At 40.2% G+C, this 21,912-nt stretch carries 24 protein-coding genes and 1 riboswitch; of the genes, 16 read left to right on the top strand and 8 right to left on the bottom strand.

Features of this window, described 5'->3' with window-relative positions; genetic code table 11:
* The first annotated feature begins 11 nt into the window (after positions 1 to 11).
* The 5 genes from V7201_RS21335 to V7201_RS21315 all read left to right on the top strand — a co-directional run bounded on the left by V7201_RS21335 (position 12) and on the right by V7201_RS21315 (position 5,767).
* Complete coding sequence (locus V7201_RS21335) at positions 12 to 674, top strand: sulfite oxidase-like oxidoreductase (RefSeq protein WP_335378796.1); 663 nt, start codon at positions 12 to 14, stop codon at positions 672 to 674.
* 31 nt (positions 675 to 705) lie between these two features.
* Positions 706 to 1,395, top strand: coding sequence for a nucleoside phosphorylase (locus V7201_RS21330; RefSeq protein WP_335378795.1), 690 nt, complete (start codon positions 706 to 708; stop codon positions 1,393 to 1,395).
* Positions 1,396 to 1,654: 259 nt separating this feature from the next.
* Positions 1,655 to 1,839: riboswitch (cobalamin riboswitch) on the top strand.
* A 164-nt stretch (positions 1,840 to 2,003) separates the two neighbouring features.
* Entirely contained in the window at positions 2,004 to 2,486 is a 483-nt protein-coding gene (locus V7201_RS21325) for an acyl-CoA thioesterase (protein WP_335378765.1), read from the top strand.
* Positions 2,487 to 4,718, top strand: a complete 2,232-nt coding sequence (locus V7201_RS21320; protein ID WP_335378764.1) for a ribonucleoside-diphosphate reductase subunit alpha — start codon at positions 2,487 to 2,489, stop codon at positions 4,716 to 4,718. It abuts the gene before it with no gap.
* Between the two features lie 17 nt (positions 4,719 to 4,735).
* Positions 4,736 to 5,767 (top strand): ribonucleotide-diphosphate reductase subunit beta, encoded by a 1,032-nt coding sequence (locus V7201_RS21315; protein ID WP_335378763.1) that lies wholly within the window; start codon positions 4,736 to 4,738, stop codon positions 5,765 to 5,767.
* 152 nt (positions 5,768 to 5,919) lie between these two features.
* Here V7201_RS21315 and V7201_RS21310 read toward each other — a convergent pair whose 3' ends face one another.
* Entirely contained in the window at positions 5,920 to 6,126 is a 207-nt protein-coding gene (locus V7201_RS21310) for a DUF5316 family protein (protein WP_335378762.1), read from the bottom strand.
* Positions 6,127 to 6,480: 354 nt separating this feature from the next.
* On the opposite strand from V7201_RS21310, the gene V7201_RS21305 reads away from it, so the two are divergent.
* Together V7201_RS21305 and V7201_RS21300 are read left to right on the top strand one after the other, a co-directional pair.
* Entirely contained in the window at positions 6,481 to 7,623 is a 1,143-nt protein-coding gene (locus V7201_RS21305; RefSeq protein WP_335378761.1) for a M20 metallopeptidase family protein, read from the top strand.
* 359 nt (positions 7,624 to 7,982) lie between these two features.
* Positions 7,983 to 8,756: a TerC family protein gene (locus V7201_RS21300; RefSeq protein WP_335378760.1), complete on the top strand. Its 774-nt coding sequence runs from the start codon at positions 7,983 to 7,985 to the stop codon at positions 8,754 to 8,756.
* A gap of 79 nt (positions 8,757 to 8,835) precedes the next feature.
* Here the strand turns inward: V7201_RS21300 and V7201_RS21295 are convergent, their stop codons facing one another.
* A complete protein-coding gene (locus tag V7201_RS21295; protein WP_335378759.1) occupies positions 8,836 to 9,321 on the bottom strand; it encodes a hypothetical protein in 486 nt (161 codons plus the stop codon).
* A gap of 339 nt (positions 9,322 to 9,660) precedes the next feature.
* Here V7201_RS21295 and V7201_RS21290 point away from each other — a divergent pair, with 339 nt between their 5' ends.
* Positions 9,661 to 10,923 carry an MFS transporter gene (locus V7201_RS21290; protein WP_335378758.1) on the top strand — a complete coding sequence of 421 codons (1,263 nt, stop codon included), beginning with the start codon at positions 9,661 to 9,663 and terminating at the stop codon, positions 10,921 to 10,923.
* Between the two features lie 481 nt (positions 10,924 to 11,404).
* Here the strand turns inward: V7201_RS21290 and V7201_RS21285 are convergent, their stop codons facing one another.
* Complete coding sequence (locus V7201_RS21285) at positions 11,405 to 12,343, bottom strand: endonuclease I family protein (protein WP_335378757.1); 939 nt, start codon at positions 12,341 to 12,343, stop codon at positions 11,405 to 11,407.
* Between the two features lie 233 nt (positions 12,344 to 12,576).
* Between V7201_RS21285 and V7201_RS21280 the strand changes: the two genes are divergently transcribed.
* Genes V7201_RS21280 through V7201_RS21270 form a run of 3 tightly spaced genes read left to right on the top strand, consistent with a single transcriptional unit; the run spans position 12,577 to position 14,266 of the window.
* Entirely contained in the window at positions 12,577 to 13,002 is a 426-nt protein-coding gene (locus V7201_RS21280) for a DMT family transporter (protein WP_335378756.1), read from the top strand.
* Positions 13,003 to 13,052: 50 nt separating this feature from the next.
* Positions 13,053 to 13,751 carry a Crp/Fnr family transcriptional regulator gene (locus V7201_RS21275; protein ID WP_335378755.1) on the top strand — a complete coding sequence of 233 codons (699 nt, stop codon included), beginning with the start codon at positions 13,053 to 13,055 and terminating at the stop codon, positions 13,749 to 13,751.
* 20 nt (positions 13,752 to 13,771) lie between these two features.
* Entirely contained in the window at positions 13,772 to 14,266 is a 495-nt protein-coding gene (locus V7201_RS21270) for a DMT family transporter (RefSeq protein ID WP_335378754.1), read from the top strand.
* A 71-nt stretch (positions 14,267 to 14,337) separates the two neighbouring features.
* Here V7201_RS21270 and V7201_RS21265 read toward each other — a convergent pair whose 3' ends face one another.
* The 4 genes from V7201_RS21265 to V7201_RS21250 all read right to left on the bottom strand — a co-directional run bounded on the left by V7201_RS21265 (position 14,338) and on the right by V7201_RS21250 (position 16,829).
* Positions 14,338 to 14,766, bottom strand: coding sequence for a hypothetical protein (locus tag V7201_RS21265; protein ID WP_335378753.1), 429 nt, complete (start codon positions 14,764 to 14,766; stop codon positions 14,338 to 14,340).
* A complete protein-coding gene (locus tag V7201_RS21260; RefSeq protein WP_335378752.1) occupies positions 14,763 to 14,969 on the bottom strand; it encodes a helix-turn-helix transcriptional regulator in 207 nt (68 codons plus the stop codon). The genes V7201_RS21265 and V7201_RS21260 overlap by 4 nt, the downstream gene beginning before the upstream one ends.
* A gap of 121 nt (positions 14,970 to 15,090) precedes the next feature.
* Positions 15,091 to 15,936 carry a TIGR03943 family putative permease subunit gene (locus V7201_RS21255; RefSeq protein ID WP_335378751.1) on the bottom strand — a complete coding sequence of 282 codons (846 nt, stop codon included), beginning with the start codon at positions 15,934 to 15,936 and terminating at the stop codon, positions 15,091 to 15,093.
* Complete coding sequence (locus tag V7201_RS21250; RefSeq protein WP_335378750.1) at positions 15,933 to 16,829, bottom strand: permease; 897 nt, start codon at positions 16,827 to 16,829, stop codon at positions 15,933 to 15,935. The genes V7201_RS21255 and V7201_RS21250 overlap by 4 nt, the downstream gene beginning before the upstream one ends.
* Positions 16,830 to 17,094: 265 nt before the next feature.
* Here V7201_RS21250 and V7201_RS21245 point away from each other — a divergent pair, with 265 nt between their 5' ends.
* The 4 genes from V7201_RS21245 (at position 17,095) to V7201_RS21230 (ending at position 20,220) form a co-directional block, all read left to right on the top strand.
* The gene (locus V7201_RS21245; RefSeq protein ID WP_335378749.1) at positions 17,095 to 17,919 is read left to right on the top strand and encodes an STAS domain-containing protein; all 825 of its coding nucleotides are present in this window, start codon (positions 17,095 to 17,097) and stop codon (positions 17,917 to 17,919) included.
* Between the two features lie 256 nt (positions 17,920 to 18,175).
* Positions 18,176 to 18,928, top strand: coding sequence for an MBL fold metallo-hydrolase (locus tag V7201_RS21240; RefSeq protein ID WP_335378748.1), 753 nt, complete (start codon positions 18,176 to 18,178; stop codon positions 18,926 to 18,928).
* A 78-nt stretch (positions 18,929 to 19,006) separates the two neighbouring features.
* Positions 19,007 to 19,546, top strand: a complete 540-nt coding sequence (locus V7201_RS21235; RefSeq protein WP_335378747.1) for a DUF4865 family protein — start codon at positions 19,007 to 19,009, stop codon at positions 19,544 to 19,546.
* Between the two features lie 71 nt (positions 19,547 to 19,617).
* Positions 19,618 to 20,220: a YdeI/OmpD-associated family protein gene (locus V7201_RS21230; protein WP_335378746.1), complete on the top strand. Its 603-nt coding sequence runs from the start codon at positions 19,618 to 19,620 to the stop codon at positions 20,218 to 20,220.
* A gap of 61 nt (positions 20,221 to 20,281) precedes the next feature.
* Here V7201_RS21230 and V7201_RS21225 read toward each other — a convergent pair whose 3' ends face one another.
* Positions 20,282 to 21,073, bottom strand: coding sequence for a TIGR00266 family protein (locus V7201_RS21225; RefSeq protein WP_335378745.1), 792 nt, complete (start codon positions 21,071 to 21,073; stop codon positions 20,282 to 20,284).
* A gap of 414 nt (positions 21,074 to 21,487) precedes the next feature.
* Between V7201_RS21225 and V7201_RS21220 the strand changes: the two genes are divergently transcribed.
* Positions 21,488 to 21,790, top strand: coding sequence for a heterocycloanthracin/sonorensin family bacteriocin (locus tag V7201_RS21220; RefSeq protein ID WP_438825091.1), 303 nt, complete (start codon positions 21,488 to 21,490; stop codon positions 21,788 to 21,790).
* Positions 21,791 to 21,912: the final 122 nt, after the last annotated feature.

Raw genomic sequence — 21,912 nt, 5'->3', positions numbered from 1 at the left:
TGGCGATGAATTTGAACAAAGCAGAACGGATCAAAAAAACAAGGGTACCGGCAGTCGATCCGGCGCTGGCAAAAAGACTGCCTCCAGGGCAGGTATTGACAGAGCGCTTCCCTATCCTGCACGAAGGGGAGGTTCCGGAATACGATTTGAAGACATGGAATCTTAAAGTATTTGGAGCAGTGGAAAAAGAAGTTGTGGTTTCTTATGATCAAATTATGAACATGCCACAAGTTTCAGTTACAGCCGATATCCATTGTGTGACCCGCTGGTCTCGCTTTGATAATACTTTTACAGGCGTAAAGTTCAGTGATTTTCTGAAGGAGCTGGGGATTCAGCCCAAAAGCCAGTTTGTCATGCTGCATGCTGACCACGATTACACCGCAAACCTTCAGCTTAGTGACCTGGACCGTGATGATGTCCTTCTCGCTCACTCTTTCGAGGGAAAACCGCTGACTGATAAGCATGGATGGCCATTAAGGCTTGTTGTACCACACTTATATTTCTGGAAGAGCGTTAAATGGATCGTAGGAATCGAATTCATTGATGAAAACAAGCCTGGCTTCTGGGAGCAGAATGGCTTCCATATCAACGGTGACCCGTTTAATGAACAACGCTTTTCAGGAGAGGACCTACCTATACCAGAGGACGAATGGGAGAGAAAAGACTTTGATTAAACAGCTCCCAAATTTAAAAATTGAAGCAGAAATGCTGCCTGATAGAGTCATCGTCTGTGGGGATCCCACTCGTGCTAAGAAAATTGCATCTAATCTGACAGAAGTGACACAATTAGCTGAAAACCGCGAATATAATAGTTTCAAAGGCAAATGGAATGGCCTGGAAGTAGCAGTTGTAAGTCACGGTGTCGGCGCACCAGGTGCTGCAGTGTGCTTCGAAGAGCTGATCATGGGCGGAGCAAAGTACATCATCCGGGTTGGCACAGCAGGTTCTTATCAAAAGGGTATACCTCATGGCAGTCTAGTCATTAGTACGGCATCTGTCAGCTGCGATGGGCTGACGAAGCAAATCGTACCACCTGGATTCCCTGCTGTTGCGGACAGGGCGATTGTTGAAGCCTTGTCGCAAGCCGCTGCGAATTCCGGTAAGACAGCACAGGTAAGTGAAGGAATCACTTTGACTCTTGACGCTTTTTATTCCGGTGTAATTGAATTCCCGCACAAGTTCTATAAAAAAGCAGGGGTCCTTGCAGTTGAAATGGAAAATTCAGCTCTGTTTGTCATCTCTGCTTTAAAAGGGGTTAAGAGTGGATCGATTTTGGCCATAGACGGCTATGCTGATGCAGAGCTAAGAGAAGAATACAACCCACATACAGAACAAGTAGTGAAAGCAGTGGAAGCTGAAGCTGAAATTGCTTTGGAGGCTATCACAAGTTTATAGATCTTCAAAACATCCCCCTTTTCTTTAAAGGGGGATGTTTTAAAAAAGAATCTATGATGCCAGGAATTAGTTTAAGAGGCTAATATAGAAATTTATTGAGCAAATAAAATAATTTAAAGTGCAAATAAAGTAATGTATGGCACGAAAAAAATATCAGAATTTCAAACTTTTTCGTTGTATTTATCCTCAATCTCCTATATGATCTAGTAATAGATAACACGATATATTGTGTTATTTCGTAAAAAAAACACTACATATTGAATATACCGGTAAATATGGTGCCTGAAAAAGGCTTAATAGGGAATCTGGTTAAAGTCCAGAACTGTTCCCGCAACTGTAAGTGCTGACGAAATAAGTGATGACCACTGTCTAAAAAATAGATGGGAAGGACTTAAAGTAGGATGAAGCACAAGTCAGGAGACCTGCCATGTTTATACGTGTTATCTTCTTCGGGAATTGGGAAGGTAAAACGAGGATCAACTAGCAGACTCTCCATATCTATTTGTCTATTAGTGATCAACGTTTACAAAACCCATCCTTCGTGATGGGTTTTTTTTATTCCCATTTTTTCTCCTGGAGCAGTGATTCAATTGAAAAGGAGCAGGAAAATGGAAGCAATATCATCGGACGTTTCAAGAACGATTCAAACGCACCTAGTTTTACCGCCGGATACGAACCATATGGGTACCATTTTTGGTGGGACAGTCCTCGCTTATGTCGATGAAATTGCGGCGATTGCTGCAATGAAGCATAGCAGGAAGGTAGTTGTGACAGCCTCAATTGATTCAGTGAATTTTTTATCCTCAGCGAATGTCGGAGATATTTTAACACTTGAAGCCTTTGTCATCTCGACAGGCCGGACATCGATGGAGGTTTTTGTAAAAGTGGAAAGTGAAAATCTTGAGACCGCCACAAAAACGGTAACGACCACTTCGATTTTAACAATGGTGGCAAAGGATGCCAATGGAGTACCGGTACAGGTCCCTGGAGTGGTACCGCAAACAGAAGAAGAAAGGACATTAAATAAAAGGGCTGTGGAGAGAAGGCAGCGACGTCTAAAAGTGAGGGACTTAAGCGAGGAGGGGAAGTAAATGAGGGTAATAGCTGAAATCGAAAATACAAATCAATTCCTTATGGAAATTCAACAGATGTATCCTGAATTGAATTTTACAGACTTTAAGGAAAAGCTGCACAAAGTGCTGGAAGTAAAAGAGATGACAATTGATCAGCTGGAAAACTTGTTCATCCTGACAGCAGTTGAAAAAATCAGCAGCCTTGAACCTGGATGGACGTATGCAGCTGCACATTTTTACATGAAAAGACTTTATCGTCTCAGTTCTGTATCAAGAGATACCTCACCAGACCGAGGTTACGGATCTTTTTATGAGCTGATCAGCACCCTGATTGGGATGGGAATCTATGAAAATAGGCTGCTTGAATGGTACTCAAAGGATGAAATTGACCATCTGGAAAAGCTGATTAACCCTGAGAATGACCGGTTATTTACTTACATAGGCCTTTTGACAATGGCGGAAAGGTACTTGGCCAGGTCCCATAAAGGTGAGTTTCTTGAATTGCCTCAGGAACGCTTCATGATCATCGCAATGACATTATTGGCAAATGAGCAAAAAGAGAAACGCATTGAGCTGATTGAGGAAGCATATTGGGCTCTTTCCAATCTCTATATGACAGTCGCGACCCCTACGCTTTCGAACGCAGGGAAAAGCTATGGGCAATTGTCGAGCTGCTTCATCGATACGGTCGAGGATGATTTAAGGAGCATTTATGATTCGAATACCGATGTATCGACCCTGAGTAAAAATGGCGGAGGAATCGGGATTTACCTTGGGAAAATCAGAAGCAGGGGCAGTGACATCAAGGGTTTTAAAGGAATCAGTTCAGGTGTGATTCCGTGGATGAAGCAACTGAATAATACGGCAGTCTCTGTTGACCAATTAGGGCAAAGACAGGGAGCGATCGCTGTATATCTAGATGTTTGGCATAAAGATATTTTCCCATTCCTTGACGCGAAATTAAACAATGGCGATGAGCGGCAACGAACGCATGACTTATTCACTGGTGTTTGTATTCCTGATTTATTCATGGAGCTAGTGGAGAAGCGGGGAGACTGGTATTTGTTTGATCCGCATGAAGTAAGGCGAGTAATGGGATATTCGCTGGAGGATTATTACGATGAAGAAAAGGGCGCGGGATCTTTTCGAGAAAAATATTGGGAATGTGTGTATCAGCCGGAATTATCTCGCGAAGTGGTGCCTGCAATCGAAATCTTCAAGTCGATTATGGTGTCGCAGCTTGAAAGTGGCACACCTTACATGTTTTATCGAGATGCAGTTAACCGAATGAATGCCAATCAACATAAAGGGATGATTTATTGCAGCAATCTTTGTACGGAGATTGCCCAAAATATGAGCCCTACTATTCTTGAAGAGGAAAAGGTCGAGGATGGAAAGATCATTATTTATAAAAAGCCAGGTGATTTCGTCGTTTGTAATTTATCATCCATCTCACTGGCGAAAACCGTAATGGATGATGTGCTGGAAAGGCTGATTAAAATTCAGATAAGGATGCTCGACAATGTAATCGAGATCAACGAGATTCCTGTTTTACAAGCTCAAGTGACCAATAAGAATTATCGCGGCATCGGACTAGGCACATTTGGATGGCATCATTTGCTCGCTTTAAAAGGGATCAAATGGGAAAGTGAAGAGGCGGTTTCGTATTGTGATTCCTTATATGAAGAAATTGCTTACTTCACCATCAAGGCAAGCCATGAACTAGCCAGGGAAAAAGGAAGCTACCCATACTTCGAGGGGTCAGACTGGTGTAATGGAAGATATTTTGAAAAGAGGGAATATAGCTCTCAAAAGTGGCGAGAGCTGATGGCAGAGGTAAAAAAAGATGGTATTCGGAATGGGTATTTAATGGCTGTGGCTCCGAACTCTTCAACATCAATTCTTGCAGGTTCAACGGCAAGCATTGATCCAGTCTTCAGAATCGAATATTCCGAGGAGAAAAAGGATTATAAAATACCAGTCACAGCACCGGATCTTTCACCAAAAACGACTTGGTTTTACAAATCTGCCTACAATATTGACCAGCACTGGAGCATCAGGCAGAATGCCAAACGCCAGCGTCATATTGACCAATCCATTTCCTTTAATTTGTATGTGAGGAATGATATTAAAGCAAAGGCCCTTCTGGATCTTCATATGGATGCCTGGAAATCGGGACTGAAAACGACCTATTATTTACGCTCTACTTCAGGTAATGAAATGAATGAATGCGAAAGCTGCCATAGTTGATTAGGAGGAAAGTAAACATGATAAAAAAACGATCTATTATTGATGTCGAAGCTCCGAACGCAGCGACAGGAATTATCAATGGCCGAAGCTCAAATATCCTGAACTGGGATGATGTCCGCTTTCCGTGGGCCTACCCAAAATATAAAAGAATGCTAGGGAACTTCTGGACACCATTTGAGATCAATATGTCCAAGGATATCAAACAGTTTCCAGCTCTAACAGAAGACGAAAAGGATGCTTTCTTAAAAACGATAGGGCTATTAGCTTTGCTGGACAGTATCCAAACGGACTACGCAGGGAAGGTGGCTGATTACTTAACCGATTCAAGCCTGAATGCACTGATGATCATTTTGGCGCAGCAGGAGGTCGTTCATAATCATTCATATAGTTATGTATTATCAAGCATTGTTCCGAAATCAAAGCAGGAAGAAGTGTTTGATTACTGGAGAACAGAGCCGATCTTACGTGAAAGAAATGATTTTATCACTGACGGCTATAAAGGATTTGCTGAAGAACCAACTGTTGTTAATCTATTACGATCCATCGTGTATGATGTGATCTTGGAAGGACTCTTCTTTTATTCAGGATTTGCCTTCTTCTATAACCTTGCACGCAATCAAAAAATGGTAGGAACCAGCACAATGATCAATTATATCAATCGTGACGAACAGCTTCATGTGGGATTGTTTGAAAAGATTTTCAAGGAGATTTTAACAGAGAATCCTGAATACGATACCCAACAGCTAAAAGACTTCGGAACTGCTGCCTTTTATAAAGCTGCCGAATTGGAAATCGAATGGGCAAGTCACATCATCGGCAACAAAATCGATGGCCTTCTCATGCCAGACCTTGAAGCGTATATCAAATTCATGGCCAATAAAAGGGCCGAACAATTAGGCTTCCAGGCACCATTCGAAGGGCATCGCTCCAATCCGCTGAGATGGATCATCGCTTACCAGGAAGTTGACCTCGGTAAAACAGACTTCTTCGAGCAAAAATCAAGACAATATACGAAAACGTCGGATGCAAATGGGTTTGATGAGCTTTAGGGAAATCATAACGTAGATCAAAGGGAGAGTTGCCTAGATATTTGGTGAACTCTCCCTTTTACATATAAGGATTTACTATTTTTAAGGCTTTGTTAAATAATGGTTTTGATTTTCGTAAGAAAAAAAGACCTTTTTTAAGGTCCATTTTTTGTTTATAAAAAGTATATTACTACAGCAATCCCAAGAGAAATTAATCCAACAAAACCAGAAATCATTGCTATTTTTGTTCTGAAATTCCTATGGTCTCCTGTTTCTGAATGGAAATTAGCTCTATGTTGTTGTCCATCCGTCCAAGCCCCAATAAAAATACCGGAAATAATAATGCCCATGACACCAACAATAAAAAATAACTTCAACATTTACGTTCCCCCTCTAAGTTCAATAATTTATTTACTTTTTGAACATATATTTGTTTCGTAAAATTTTACAGATTTTGCTCTGATAATCTTGGGCTATAGTAGGTGACATCTGCTAAGAAAAGACAGATATCAATTATCATTCTACTTAATCGTAGTAATTTCACTAGCGTCCCTTTTTACTTTTAGAGAACGAATGTTTGTTTTATTTGAATGTCCACAGTGTGATTTAACTTAGCCTTTTTAAAAAAGTATACTATCTATTTTTATAGATAAATCTGTATAATTATTATGTTGCTATTTAGATAAATAAACTAATAATCTAGCTGGTTTTCAATTTAAGGGGGTTGCAATGGGATGACAACGTTCAGTGAAAATTTATATAAGCAGGCTGTAGAAGACCGCCGCTTTCTTCATCAATATCCGGAGCTGTCTGGACAAGAATATGAAACGAGTAAATATATCCGCAACAGACTCGAAGCATTAAACATAGAAATCCTAAATTTTCAGCCGCCAAGTGTTGTTGGCTTTATAAAAGGAAGGATAGGAGAAAAAACGATCGCATTGCGTGCAGATATCGATGCACTTCCAATGCAGGAAGAAGGGGACAAGCCATATATCTCTAAGAATCCTTGTGTTGCACATACATGCGGGCATGATGGGCATACTGCAGTGTTGCTCGCAGTAGCGGAATGGATTGTAAATAATAGAGAAGAAGTGAATCATAACATTGTTCTCATTTTTCAATCCTCTGAGGAGATAACACCAAGCGGAGCAGATCAATTGATTAAAGAAGGTGTTCTGGAAGGCGTGGATTCCATTTATGGCCTTCACCTATGGCAAGGCATGAAAAAAGGAAATCTAGGGTTGGCACCTGGTCCGATGATGGCTTCCTGTGATGACTTTGAAATTACAATTGAAGGCTATGGGGGACACGGCGCTTCTCCGCATGAAACCGTCGATCCTATTTATGTCGCTTCACATGTTATGCAGGCATTGCATGGCATTGTTAGCCGAAAGTTGAATCCAATTACACCAGGTGTCGTAACAATCGGGAAAATGGAGGCCGGTTCCACTTATAATATTATTCCTGGCACTGCGTCGCTACACGGAACCGTCCGTGGACTGACAGTTGAAGCAGTAGAGACCATGCGAACTCAGATCCAAAAGCTGACTGAAGGAATTTGTACTGCTTTTGGAGCAGAGGGGAAGGTTGAGTTTATTTTGGGAACACCTCCGCTCGTGAACGATGTAAAAGAAAGCAGCTTTGTAGAAGAGGTCATTAAAAGTGCCTTTGGAAATGAATATTTTGAATCAGTCCCGCCAGTAATGGGGGCAGAGGATTTTTCGCATTATTTGCTGCACAAACCGGGGGCCTTCGTATTTGTAGGGATGGGCGGAGAAAAGAGTCAATACTCACATCATCATCCTAAGTTTGATATCGATGAAGAGGCTTTGCCGATTGCGATTAAGTTATTTATTGAGATTATTAAAGCATAAATATTCTTATTAAAGTGAAAAAAATAACGTGAATTTGAAACTTTTGCACCGTCCTTTGTTGGATGGTGCTTTCTTTCTATTGATGATTCCATTCCTTGTTTAACAAATGAGTTCTGCATAGGATCATATTGGTTTTAAAAGATAGTAAGGGAACATAAAGTTTAACATGAACCAGTTACAGGTAAATGGATATAACCAAAGTAAACGTTTTTATCGTGAAACTCTTCATTATTAAGAAAATAAAAGTAGCTTTTAAAATTACCTAAGCAACGATCACCGGGATTTCTTGTAGTTTATTTGGTCATTCTATTAATAGTGAACTTTTTAGGGACTTTTTAGTTAAGAAAGGTGAGAGGCAGATGGACTCAATTTGGCTAGAGTATGCATGGGCATTGCTCATTTTAATTGGATTAGAGGGGTTGTTATCAGCAGACAATGCTCTTGTACTTGCTGTAATCGCTAAGCATTTACCTGAAGATCAGAAAAAACGAGCAATCACATACGGAATTATTATGGCATTTGTTTTTCGTTTTGCTGCGCTTTTTGCCATTTCTTTCATTGCGAATGTTTGGCAGATACAAGCGATAGGAGCAGCTTATCTTCTTTATCTAGGTTTAAAGCATGTCATTAAAGCCCGTTTTGGTAAAGAAAATGAGAATGTTCATAAGGATGATGAAGAGAAAGCCGCCGGAAAAAGCTTTTGGCCAACAGTTGGGAAGATTGCTCTAGCAGACCTGGCTTTTGCGATTGATTCGATTCTCGCTGCCGTCGCTCTTGCGCTAGGACTTCCAGATTCACCGCTTAAAGACTTTGGAGGCATGGATGGCGGCCAGTTTATCGTTGTTGTTCTGGGAGGAATCGCGGGACTTATCTTGATAAAATTTGCTGCAACCTGGTTTGTGCAGCTGCTTGAGAAACGTCCTGCGTTGGAGACAACAGCATACGCTATTGTGGCCTGGGTTGGTGTGAAACTTGCGGTCATTACTCTTGCACACGAGGATATCGGTGTATTGGATCATGATTTTCCTCATAGTACAGTTTGGACTTTGATTTTCTATGGAGTATTGATTGCGATCGCTCTATTGGGCTGGTTTGCACCCGGAAAGAAATCTTTGCAGAAAGAAATTTCCTGAAAAAATTGATCTTCATTAGTAATAAAATGGGACGATGATGTGCAATGGATGCACATTATCGTCCCATTCTTTTTTAAAATTACTTATGATTTTCAGCTCGCTTAGCAGTATTTGCTGCATATCCAAGGATTGCTCCAGCTAGGGCACTTGCAATCATCATGACAATGGCTGGGTGAATCACCGTGTAAAATGGACGAAGTATGTCGATAACGAATCCCCAAATTCCAAAGCCAATCATGCCAGCAGGGATGAAAACTTGCATATTCTTATAAGCAAAACCAAGCAATCCTCCTCCGAGGAATCCCATGATTAAACCCACGAAAAGCAATCCTAAATCAAGAACGCCTAATACAACAAACATTGGAATCGTGAAGCCGAAGAAAAAGCCTATAGCACCTAATAAGGATGATAGAATGGTGAATTTTAGATCACGTACCGGTATGCTTAGGAAAGCGCTGCCAATCATACCGAAAAAAATGAAAGCAAGGATCATGTAGTCACCTGCCAAGCCGGCTATTAAACCACCAACACCAAAACCAATCGCTCCATAAAGTTTATAGGACACGATCATCATCTCCCTCATGAATATAGCTTCCTTTTATTTCCACGGAATTGAACTATTCTTTTATTATATGAAGGAAATTTAAGGATTGTTGTTAGCTATAAGCCCATTTTAGAAAAAGGATATTATTTTTGTGCTCTTAGCGCACTTGATTAATAGGCAAATAAAATGTGCTTTCATATAGAATTGGTAGCAGGATTTTTTTAAAGGGTGTAAAATTTGGTATTATTGATTGAAAAGAATGAACAGGTAGGTCTATAGAGGAGACGGAAAATCCCAAAGATACATTCCGTCCGTGGAGTGTTACATCCGAAAAATGATAAACGGAAGAGGTACAGCGAGATGAACAAACAGGAAAGTAGCTATAGATGGGTAGTGTTTGGTACCGTTTTATTCGCTTACTTTTTAATGGTAAGCCAAAGAACTGCTCCAGGACTTATTACCGATCAATTAATGAAAGATTTTCAAGTTTCAGCTGCAACGATCGGCCTTATGAGCAGCATTCAATTTTTAGCCTATGCCGGATTACAGATACCGGTTGGTTTGTTATCTGACCGGTATGGTCCCAATCGCTTTCTTATTATCGGCACGCTTCTTACTGGGGTCGGAAGCCTGCTCTACAGTATTGCTCCTAATGAATATCTTTTGATTTTCTCGCGATTTATCGTCGGAACGGGAGATTCAATGATTTTTGTGAACTTGGTGTTAATTTTAAGCCAGTGGTTTAAGGCAAAGGAGTTTGTTGGACTGCTTGGTGTGGTTTCGATGGTAGCGAGCCTTGGATCATTGTCTGCTACCGTTCCTTTTTCCTTGTGGATTTCAAACGCAGGCTGGAGAATACCGTTTCTCACTATCGCTATCATTTTAGTGGTTTCATCCTATCTTCTATATACTGTTCTGATATCAAAACCGAGACAAATATTTATTGATGATACAAAACGAAAGAAAAGTTCAATGAAGGAAAGAGAAAGTGTCTGGAAGATTCTTCGCAGAATGCTTTCGACCCGACAGGCTTGGGCGACGTTCCTCTGCCATTTCGGTGTGGTCGGCACTTATGTTGGTTTTATCGGATCATGGGGAGTACCATATGGAATTCATGTGTTTGACTTATCCCGATCAGTGGCAAGCCAGCTGATCATGTATGGACTTTTTGGAGCCATCATTGGAGGTCCCTTAATTAGTTGGATTTCAAGCCGGCTCGGTGCTATAAAAAAGATCTATTTTATTATTCATCTGATTGTCTTTTTTAGCTGGATCGTGTTGTTTTTATCTGGTGTAAAACCTCCTTATATTATGGTAGTGATTTTACTGTTTATCATTGGTTTCGGAAATGGGGCGAGTTCATTAACCTTCGCTGTGGTACGAAAATCCTTTCGTATAGAAGAAGTCGGTGTGATATCTGGCTTTGCCAATATGGGAGGCTTCCTCAGCGCGGTATTATTGCCCATTATTTTTGGGAAAGTGCTTGATTTATTTCCTCCGAATTCTATAAACCTTGGTTATCATTATGGATTTACCATTCCCGTCCTGTTTTCATTAATGGGATTGATAGGAGTTAGTTTGATAAAAGAAGAGAAACAAAGGGAAACAGAGGGACGGTTGTGATTTTCCTGCTTTAGCGGCAAGGTTGTGTGACTGGGGAGAGTTTTGCGTGGGATTGAAGGACGAGTTCGTGGATAAAAGAGATTAATTACGGTTTTTTAGCGGCTGGCCTTTGAATCAAGGCTGGCTTTTTGTGTTTTAATCGTGACTTTTTGCACTCGTAACTTCAACCGTAGATAAAACGAGGTTAACCGTTAATAAAATTCGGCTAACCGTTAATAAAATTATTGCAACCGTTCATTTATTCTCTTCAACCGTAGATATAATTGAAAATGGTTATTCAGACATAAAAAAATCATTATAAAACAGTTAGATCAGCAGATCATTTCTATGTAAGCAATGAATTCATATGAAAAATAATAAGGAAGTGACCAATTAGATTGAAAAAGAAAGGATATACCTAATCTTCCGGACTGTTAAAGCAGAGTAAAACAGAGGGACGGTTCTCTTGTTCCATTTTGGAACAAGAGAACCGTCCCCATGTTCATAGAAAGATCATCTTTTCTGCCAGGTTCGGAAAGTCGATAAAGGGATTTCGGTTTCCCTGTATATAGTAGATGGCCTGGTTGCGGTGTTTCTCGTACAGGGTTGGCGGGAATTCTTGAACCCATCGTTTGAGCAGATCGATATCGACTTGCAATTTATATTCCTCTTTGATCATTTTTGGATAGCGAAGTAAAAAGTAAAGCATAGCTCTGGCGCTGGTGCCTTTTCCGTGTTCTGGCTCAAAGAGGAGGCCGGAACTTACACCGCAATTATTTTTTAGTTGTTCATCCGGTGACTCTGGAGTGTAAAAATCGAAATCCGTATACGGAAAGTTGGAACGTTTGATATTGCATTTCGGGTGGCAGACAAATAGATGGTGCAAGTCGCCCTTCATTGGTTCTGTTCCTTCGAACCATGATTGGGGGACAATATGCTCGGTATTCATCTTGAATGTTTCTTCAAAGATCTTAAGAGCTTTAATGGACTGAAATCCGTGCTGCTGGAATTTCCTGGACCGCTTCCGGAACTCATCATACTTTTTTCTGAGTGTTTCCTGGTCCTCTTTAATCAAGGTCTCTGGATCTTTTTTTTCGCTTGAATAGATACTTTTTGCGGAGCCATCTGGATACAAATCGACCCATGTATATAAATATAAGTCCTTACTCAGGAAGTAGGGAATCTGATTTTCGTGTGTTTTTGAAACAATCGTGTGGAATTTATAAAAAAGAGCCAGCTCCGAAAGGTCCATCGCTTCTGACCCTCGGTAATACTCCTTTATATCCGCCTCATCCTGCTGCGGATCGTAATAAAGCTGCTTGTTATTTTTGATTTTCCGCCTGTTTTCGCGCAAAATCGTTAGAAGCTTCTTAAGATCAATGGGATTATGAGAACTATTCCACTGCTTATTTAGGCTATGCTGCTTTTTGAATTTAGACATAGCTTACTCCTTATCCGTATCATTTTTATATAGTTTACTCCCACACAGGGGTGAACTTCAAACAAAAACAAGCCTATTTTTCACATGGATATAAACAGATGATGAGCAATACAGCTGAAGGTTGGAAATAATTTAATCAACATTTTAACAGATTTAGGACATATGTCCTTTCCGTCATGCCTGTATTTATCATTTAATGGATATATTACATTCAGGTATTAGGGAGAGAGACAATGAGAGGCATTATTTTTGCATTATTAGGAGGGGCGTTTATTACCCTTCAAGGTGTAGCGAATTCGAAAATCAGCCAGGACATTGGAACATGGCAAACAGCAACGATCACTCAGTTCACAGGATTTCTGGTGGCTTTTATCATACTGATGTTTGCACGTGAGCGAAAATGGCAAGGGATAAAGAAAGTGAAGCCCTTATATTTAATTGGCGGTACATTTGGAGCCATTGTTGTATTTGGAAATGTCACTGCAATCCATTTTATCGGAGTGACACTTACCGTTTCAGCCATGTTGATTTCCCAACTGGGAATGACGGTATTGATTGACCGGAACGGATGGTTCGGCGTCATGAAGCAAAAAATGAAGATGCCTCAGCTAATTGGGATTACAATGATGATAGCAGGTGTTGTGATTCTCGGATTGTAACCAGTTTGATTTGTTGTGATCATTGTAAAAGGAATAGAGGGATAGTTTTTATGAATGAAATAAAAGATCCAGGACGGTTGATGGAGTATTTGCAAACCTACGGGATTGAAGCCATATTTAATGAGGATATCATTCCATTTTTATCACTATATTCTTTTGAACAAGGTGAGCTGATCTTTTCGCAAGGAGAAGCTACACAGTACCTTTTTGTACTAGTTAAGGGGAAAGTGAAGATTTTTACAACTTCGGAAGAGGGGAAGACTCTGATTCTTTCTTTCAAAACTCCGTTGGAGGTAATCGGGGATATTGAATACGTTAGGGGGATTGACACGATTAATACAGTAGAGGCAGTTTCTCCCGTGTTGATGATCGGTGTCCGTCAGAGCGTAATTAGAAAATATTTAAAGGATCATTCTCCGTTTTTGCAATTTTTGCTTGAAATTATTACAAAGAAGTTTTATGTAAAATCAAATTCGATGCGTCTCAACCTGATGTACCCGGTCGAGGCACGTTTAGCAAGCTATCTGGTATCGATCGCCTATGATGAAAATGAATTATTGGTTAATGGGCAGTTAAGCACATCCCATCTCCCAGATATAGCTAATTTAATTGGAACAAGCTATAGACATCTTAATAGGGTGATTCAGCAGTTTTGTGAGCAAGGATTGGTTGAGCGCAGCAAGGGAACCATCCTGATAAAAAATCTTCAAGGGCTCAAGCACCTTGCTAATGACAATTTATATGAGTAAGACGATTTGGAGGAAATGGTATGCTTCTTGGATTAGTAAGTGCAATCATCGCAGGGACGCTTGTTGGCCTGCAGAACATCTTCAACAGCAAGGTCAATGAAAAAGCCGGCTCATGGGCCACTACGGTATTGGTATTAGGCTTGGGATTCCTGGCTTCCTTCATCCTGGGACTATTCTTTGAAGGCTCGCAAATGTTCAATTTGCAAAATATGAAACCTTGGTACTGGTTCAGCGGCTTATTAGGAATCGGCGTCATAACAGGAATTGTCCAGGGCATCAGATACCTGGGCCCCACATTTGCGATCTCGATTGTGTTAACCTCACAGCTAGGGTTCGCGGTATTATGGGATTCATTAGGATTGATGGGACTTGATAAAGTACCGTTCACGATTAAACAATTAGCAGGTGTCCTGTTCATTATTGGTGGAGTAATCGTGTTTAAGTGGAGTGAAGTCAGAAAGGTCGACCAGGCAACCAAACTTAATCAAAATAGTAAAAAAGCAACAGCGTCTTGATACAGGGGGACGGTTCTCATGTTCCAAATTGGAACACGAGAACCGTCCCCTTGTTTTCTCTTTTGTTACTGTTAATCTTCGAAATCCTGATTTTGTTTTTCTCGTAATCGATAAATATAATATACGGGGATAATTCCACAGATAAATAAGATTGTACCGATTATTAGGCCATCTATTGAAGTTGAGTCAGGGGAAATGAAAGTGAGATAACCTACTGTCAATACGATGATCGACAATACAGCAATGCTTACAAAAAATGATTTTCGAGGCTGTTTTACTTCTTTTTCTTTTTCCACGTTTTCCCTCATTGATAAGTACGCATAAACAACTGACGTTAAAATAAATACCAACCAGAGTGGATTCTGACGCATTCCTTCCAATCCGCCTTGAAAGAAGTCGTACCCTAGTATAGATAAAATGCCAATCGTTTGGATGATGTAAGTGACCTTGATGTGTTCGAGGTTACTCAGAATCAGTCTTTCATCTTTTATTTTCTTCATTCGAAATCCCCCTTACCCACCCAAAAGAGTTCATCCAATGACTTGTTGACGACATAGCAGATTTGCAGGCAAAGCTTTAAAGATGGATTATATTTTCCTATTTCAATAAGGCTAATCGTTTGTCTTGTAATACCAACTAAGTCTGCCAATTCCTGCTGTGTGAGATTAGCTGTGATTCGTGCCATTTTGACGTTATTCTTCATTTTATTTCCTCAAATGCCGATGTAACATATATATTCCGTTATGTAAAATATATATTACATAGTGAAACATGAGAACCGTCCCCATGTACCAAAAAAAGAAGCAAGAGGGGGGCTCTTGCTTCTAATAGGAGCGATAGGTGTATGGGTCTTCGGGTTGGTCAATTGTATCCCACTTTTCCACTTTCAGGACGGGGATATTGGCTTTGAATGGCTGATAGTACTTTGTTGTTAATCTTCCTTTTACATGGAGCCACTGGTCATTCTGGATCTTTGTTTCTTCTGGGAACTCGACGAGCATGCCGAATGCTCCCGAATCTGCGATACAGTGGATGACGCCAAACCGAAGGATGAAGATTTGCTTTTTACTGATTGATTCTCCCTTAAAGGCGAAGCCATCAAATTCGATTGTTTTATCCGTGAACTCCCCGGGGAACTGATAGATGGTTTCCATTCCCTTTAGAAAATCTTTTTCTTTCAAGGCTATATTATCTTTGTCTATATAATTCTTGAGCTCTTGGTTCATGAGCTCATCGTATCCCTCTTTCCCATAATAAACACTAGTATCGGGTTTTAAATACTGAGTCTGGGCATATTGATCATTCGTTTCCAATGCTTTAAATGAAAAACCTTTGGATTTGACAATGTTTGAATCCAAAGTTGCAATCGGAAAAAAGAAACCTGAAATCAAAGGAAAGATGAAAATAGCGTAAATAAAAATCCGATTATACCAAGACATATTGTCTTCATGGTCATGATCATGGTCACAACAGCCCTCTGATGAGCAGGCTGTTGAATCAGACCCCTTTAAATAATAATAAGCCTGTACCACCGTCAACACGCCAAGAATCCACATAGCCGTATAGGATAAATAAGAATATTTCATATTTATATATTTTGTGAGATTCCCAGATGCATGCAAATGGAAAAAGAAATACGTAAACAGCATCAAAATGAGAGTCCGAATCATACCATCACCCCAATTAGCATGGATCCTGCCAGTACTAAAATGGCGATATAAAAAATTAATTGTCCGACGAAACGTTTCTTGAACACGGCAAGCATCATCAGTGTATTTTTAATATCCACCATTGGCCCAAACACCAGGAAAGCCACTAATGAGCCGGTAGAAAAAGTGCTCGAAAACGATGAGGCGATAAATGCGTCTGCTTCAGAACAAAGGGAAAGAACGAACGCCAAGCCCATCATTACTAGTGAAGAAGATGCCTCATTCTGGCCGATTTGCAATAAAGTAGATGTCTTAATAAAGGTTTGCATCGCAGCTGCAACAAATGCACCCACAATCAGATATTTTCCAACTGAGAAAAACTCCTCAACAGCATGACGAAGGGTATCCATCAATTTCCCCCATATTGTTTGTTTCTCATGACTGATGTGATGATGTTGGTTAACAGCCAGCTTATCCAATAGCTGATTATCCTTGTACTGATAGGAAAGAATGATCCCAACGATGAACGATATGATAATTGCAAGCCCACCGCGGTACAACATCATCTCCCAGTTATTTCCGAATGCAACATAAGTTGAAAAAAGAACGATAGGATTAATAACTGGTCCTGTCAGCATAAATGCAATACCAGCGTGCAAAGGAACACCCTTTTGGAGAAGCCTTCGGACGATTGGAACAATCCCGCATTCACAGGCAGGGAACAAGGCACCTAGTAAGGTCGCATAGATTACAGCAAGAAACCGGTTCTTAGGTAAAACTTTTGCCAGCATTTCTTCCGTGACAAAAATCTGAATGACACCAGCAATCAGAACACCAATTAGCACAAATGGAATGGCTTCTATTAATATACTAATGAAAATAGTATTCAACTGCAGAAATGATTGAGAAAGCATAATGTCCCTCCGAAATTTTGGATCAAAATCATAGTATAACACATGAACGGAGCACAATTACTGTGAAATATTCATGATAAAGTGAACCAATTTCATACGGGCATACTATGTTTGTTTGCCGGAATTAATAGATAAATGTACTCGATTGCTGAATGTATTGATAATTTTTAAATGATAAAGATTTGCTAAAAAACGACATAGTCATGTTATAATCTATAAAAGAATGAAAGCGTATAGATTATTTTAGACATAGGAGCTGGAAACAGTGCATCCAATCGAGAGATTTTCACAATATTTGACTGAGAATGCTGAAGCAATCAGTAAAGAAATTGTTGCTTATAATTTAGGAAAGCTAGAAATGAAGCTGCCTGAAGAAATCATCGAGCAGTCCGTCAAGACGAATATTGAATTTTTAGCGTTCCTGGGGAACACGTTGAATTTATCAAACGAAGAAGTAGCCGAAAATTTCATCGCTTGGCATAAACAGCAGCAGGCAAATCAAAGAGATTATCAATTCAGCTATGAAGAAATCGCAAATATATTAAAACCATATGCAGAGACTCGCCTTCAATTAATTAATATGCTGACCAAAGTATCAATGAACGAAGGGCTTTCTACGGAGGAAGTTGTTTATGTCAATAGCCGGATTAGCTTTTTACTAGATTTGAGTATTACGGAATCAATGTTGGATCGTGAAAGATTAGCCCATGACATGAATAGAAAGAACCAAAAAATCATTACCGAACTATCTTCACCTGTCGTTCCTCTGCAAAATGGAATGGCCATCCTCCCGTTAATTGGGGAATTCGACTTTGAACGCAGTGACCATATCATGAGCCATGTTATTCCAAGGATCAGCGAACTAAAAATCAGGCATCTGATCATTGATTTTTCTGGAATCGCGAATATTGATGCGGAAGTGGCTTCAAGGATCTTCAATGTAAATAAGGTGCTGGGCTTGATTGGAATCGAAACGATGCTGACAGGCATTCGTCCAGATTTGGCTATTAATGTGATCAATGCGGGTATCGATTTTTCCAAATTAAATACGTATGGAACAGTGCAGCAGGCAATCCTTGCCCATGCATAAATGAAAATAACCGATGGAACAGCGGCAGTTTGAGAACTGCCGTTTTTTGCATTTACACGAATTGTCGAAAGCTTAATCTTATAAATTTATCTGATTTCTTTTAAAATGAAAAAGGAGATTACCTATTCCTTCCTCCAGTGACTGATCATCGGGAAAATACTGCTTAATCTTGTGGTATTGAACTACTATTGGATTGGCACTCTGTTCATTTGGAGAAAACTTTTAAATAACCATAAAAAAAAGGAGTGAAATAAAGATGGAGATCCAGCTAATCAGACATGCTACTTTGAAAATCAAATTTAATAACCTTACTTTTCTGGTAGACCCTATGTTTAGCCAAAAGGGAAGCCTTGATCCAGTTTCCAATGCTGCTAATGAAGATCGTAACCCTTTGGTTAATCTTCCTGTTACAGTTGAAGAAGTCATTCAAGATGTCGATGCACTCATTGTCACACATTTACATAGAGACCATCTGGATGATGCTGCTATACAAGCCCTGCCAAAGGAAATGGCAGTCTTTTGCCAGCCGGAAGATGATTTGAAGCTTCTCGATTTTGGTTTTACCAATGTAATGAAGGTGGAAACGGAAATGGAATGGAGCGGGATCAAGCTTTCAAGAACCGGTGGCCGACATGGTACTGGTGAACTGGCAGAGGCGATGGGCCAAGTATCGGGATTTGTTTTAGCGACTGAAGCTGAAGAGACACTGTATATTGCCGGTGATACTGTGTGGTGCGATGAGGTAGAGGATGCTATAAAGACCACAAAACCTAAAGTGATCGTTTTAAATGGCGGGGAAGCTCAATTCCTGACAGGAGATCCAATCACAATGGGCTTTAATGACATAGAGAAAGTCAGCAGCCTTGCATCAGATTCCGTCATTGTAGTTGTCCATATGGAGACATGGAACCATTGTTTATTGAAACGGAGCACATTAAAGGAGTCAGTTGAGGCAAATGAATTAACGAATGTCATTGTTCCTGATGATGGGGAGAAGCTCAGTTTTTAAAATGGTTAAGTAATTGGTGTATGAGCAATCATCCATTCAAGCTTTTTCAACACTTCAGTAATCAGGAGGAATAAATAAATGATCGCCACTCAATATAAGATTACGTTGCCTAGTGATTATGATATGGAAATAATCAGAGAACGGGTAAGAAATAATGGTCATAAAACAGACGGATTTGAAGACCTGAAATTCAAGCTCTATCTAATAACCGAAAAGGGAATCAATCACAATTTGCAAAATAGTTATTGCCCATTCTATCTTTGGAAAGGCAGCAATGGACTAAACAAGTTTTTATTTAACGGTTACTACGACAATATACTCAACTCCTTTGGATGGCAAAACGTAAATATTGGTGTCCCGCTCATTGATACAACTACCTCTAGAATCAAGGAGAATACATATCTTTTTCAAATCAAAGGAGAAATAAAACCGCAGGAAAGCTTAAATAATTTAAAAGATAAAATAGAAGAGAGTATTCCAGCAATCGCAGATACTGAATATATCGTGATTTACAACCCAGACAAATGGAAGTACGAAGCGTTCTACTTTATAAATGATGTTGAACAAGTAAAAGAATTAAATGGAGCGATTTATCAAATTTTGTATGTATCTCAATAAAAAACGCAGGGACGGTTCTGATATTCCTTTTGGAACACCGGAACCGTCCCCATGTTCATGGGGGTTCCTTGATGACAAATAATAGATTGAATCCTAAGGTTGATGAATTTTTAAGTAAGGCTGATAAATGGAAGGAAGAATATGAAACGTTGAGAAAAATCGTTCTCGACTGTGGCTGTGAGCTGACCGAAGAATTTAAGTGGATGCATCCCTGCTACACGTTTGAGAATAAAAATATCGTTTTGATCCATGGATTTAAAGATTATTGTGCGCTTTTGTTTCATAAAGGAGCCTTGTTAAAGGATGCGAATAATATTTTAATCCAGCAGACGGAGAATGTGCAGGCGGCGCGGCAGATTCGGTTTACGAATGTTCAAGAAATAACTGAAATAGAAACCGTTTTGAAAGCCTATATTTATGAAGCCATTGAAGTAGAAAAAGCCGGTTTGGAAGTGGATTTTAAAAAAACTACGGAATACATAGTTCCTGAGGAACTTCAAATCAAATTCGATGAAACCGCTGCCTTGAAAACTGCTTTTGAAGCATTGACGCCAGGACGGCAACGAGCATACCTTCTTTATTTTTCTCAACCCAAACAATCCAAAACACGAACTTCAAGGGTTGAGAAGTATATAGAGCAAATTCTCAGTGGAAAAGGATTGAATGATCAGTAAAAAAACAAGGACGGTTCTGATGTTCCATTTTGAAACATCAGAACCGTCCCCATGGTTACGATCAATCTCCATCTAGCATTCTGAATACTCCGCCGAGGACACTTCCTTCTCCTCTGTTTTGGCCTCCTGCTTGAGGAGCTGCTGCAAATACGCGGCTTGCCAGGCGGCTGAATGGAAGGGACTGGATCCATACTGTTCCTGGTCCTCTTAGGGTTGCAAAAAATAGACCTTCCCCGCCAAATAACGCTGTTTTGATTCCTTTGACCATTTCGATGTTGTAATCGACATTGCTCGTCATCGCGACAAGACAGCCTGTATCGACCTTGAGAACTTGACCTGGTAAAAGTTCTTTTTTATGTATCGTTCCGCCGGCGTGAACAAAAGCCATTCCATCTCCTTCGAGCTTCTGCATAATGAAGCCTTCGCCGCCGAAAAATCCTGCACCAATCTTCCTTTGAAACTCGATGCCGACTGTGACACCTTTTGCCGCAGCCAGAAACGCATCCTTCTGGCAAATGACTTTTCCGCCAAGCTGATTTAAATCCATAGGAACAATTTTGCCCGGGTATGGCGATGCAAAGCTGACATGTCTCTTGCCATGCCCAGTGTTGGTAAAGGTCGTCATGAACAAGCTTTCTCCTGTCAGCATCCGCTTACCGGCACCGAATAATTTTCCCATCATGCCACCGTTGCCGCCTGAGCCATCACCAAAGATGGTTTCCATTTGGATCTGATCATCCATCATCATCAGACTTCCCGCTTCAGACACTACCGTTTCATTTGGGTCCAGCTCGATTTCCACGAACTGCATGTCATCCCCATAAATCTTGTAATCAATTTCATGGTTTTTCATAGGCTTTAGCCTCCTAAAATATGTTCGAATACAATTTTATTTTACATCTTTGGCTGGTATGTGACTATTTTTGATTCGATTATTACTAGTAAAATATTTTAACTAGTCACTGATAAAATCAATTTCTATTTAATTGATGAGGAAATGTGCAAACAAGGAAAAGCAAGCGACGGGTGAACCTCAGCGAATGTTCGGATGTATTTGGAACACGAGAACCGTCCCCATGTTCACCCATGTTCTTACGAAAATAGGCTTTTGTATCAGTGGCAATACCCACCCATAGTACATAAATTGTTGGGGAGTGTTCTCAATTATTAATGTATTTACCTTGTATACAGAATTGTTTGTAGTAAGCTCGACTTTTTTGTTTCTAGTCTCTAGAGCCATTGGTAAATTGTTTGGGAGGTAATGTAGATGATGAATGATTTTCACAGTGAACTTCAAAGGCTGAATGTTGGTGATTTCCAGGCGACTCAGCCAATTACTTGGGATCAAAATCAATATAATGCTGGTGACGAGCGGATTTTCCTCGGCTTAGGTGGTTTTGGAGGATGTGGAGGATGCTTTGGCTTAGGTTTCGGTTTCCCATTCTTTAGCTGCTTTGGCTGTGGTGGCTGTTTCCGTTGTGGAGGATGCTTCCGTTGCGGCGGCTGTGGCCGATGCGGAGGATGCATGCGTTGTGGCGGATGTGGCGGTTGCGGACGCTGCCATCGTTAAGCGGATGGTTGAACGATAAATTCTAAAGTGAAGAGCCCCTGCAGGCAATCAACGCAGGGGCTATTTTTTCTTGGTAGCCAATGACATATCGGACAAATTGAGATACATACGATGTTAATGAC

Origin of the sequence: Bacillus sp. JJ1122 (assembly GCF_036964885.1) — a bacterium.
Taxonomy (GTDB): domain Bacteria; phylum Bacillota; class Bacilli; order Bacillales; family Cytobacillaceae; genus Mesobacillus.
The sequence above is the reverse complement of the archived record's forward strand: the minus strand, read 5'-3'. Positions and strand labels throughout refer to the sequence as shown.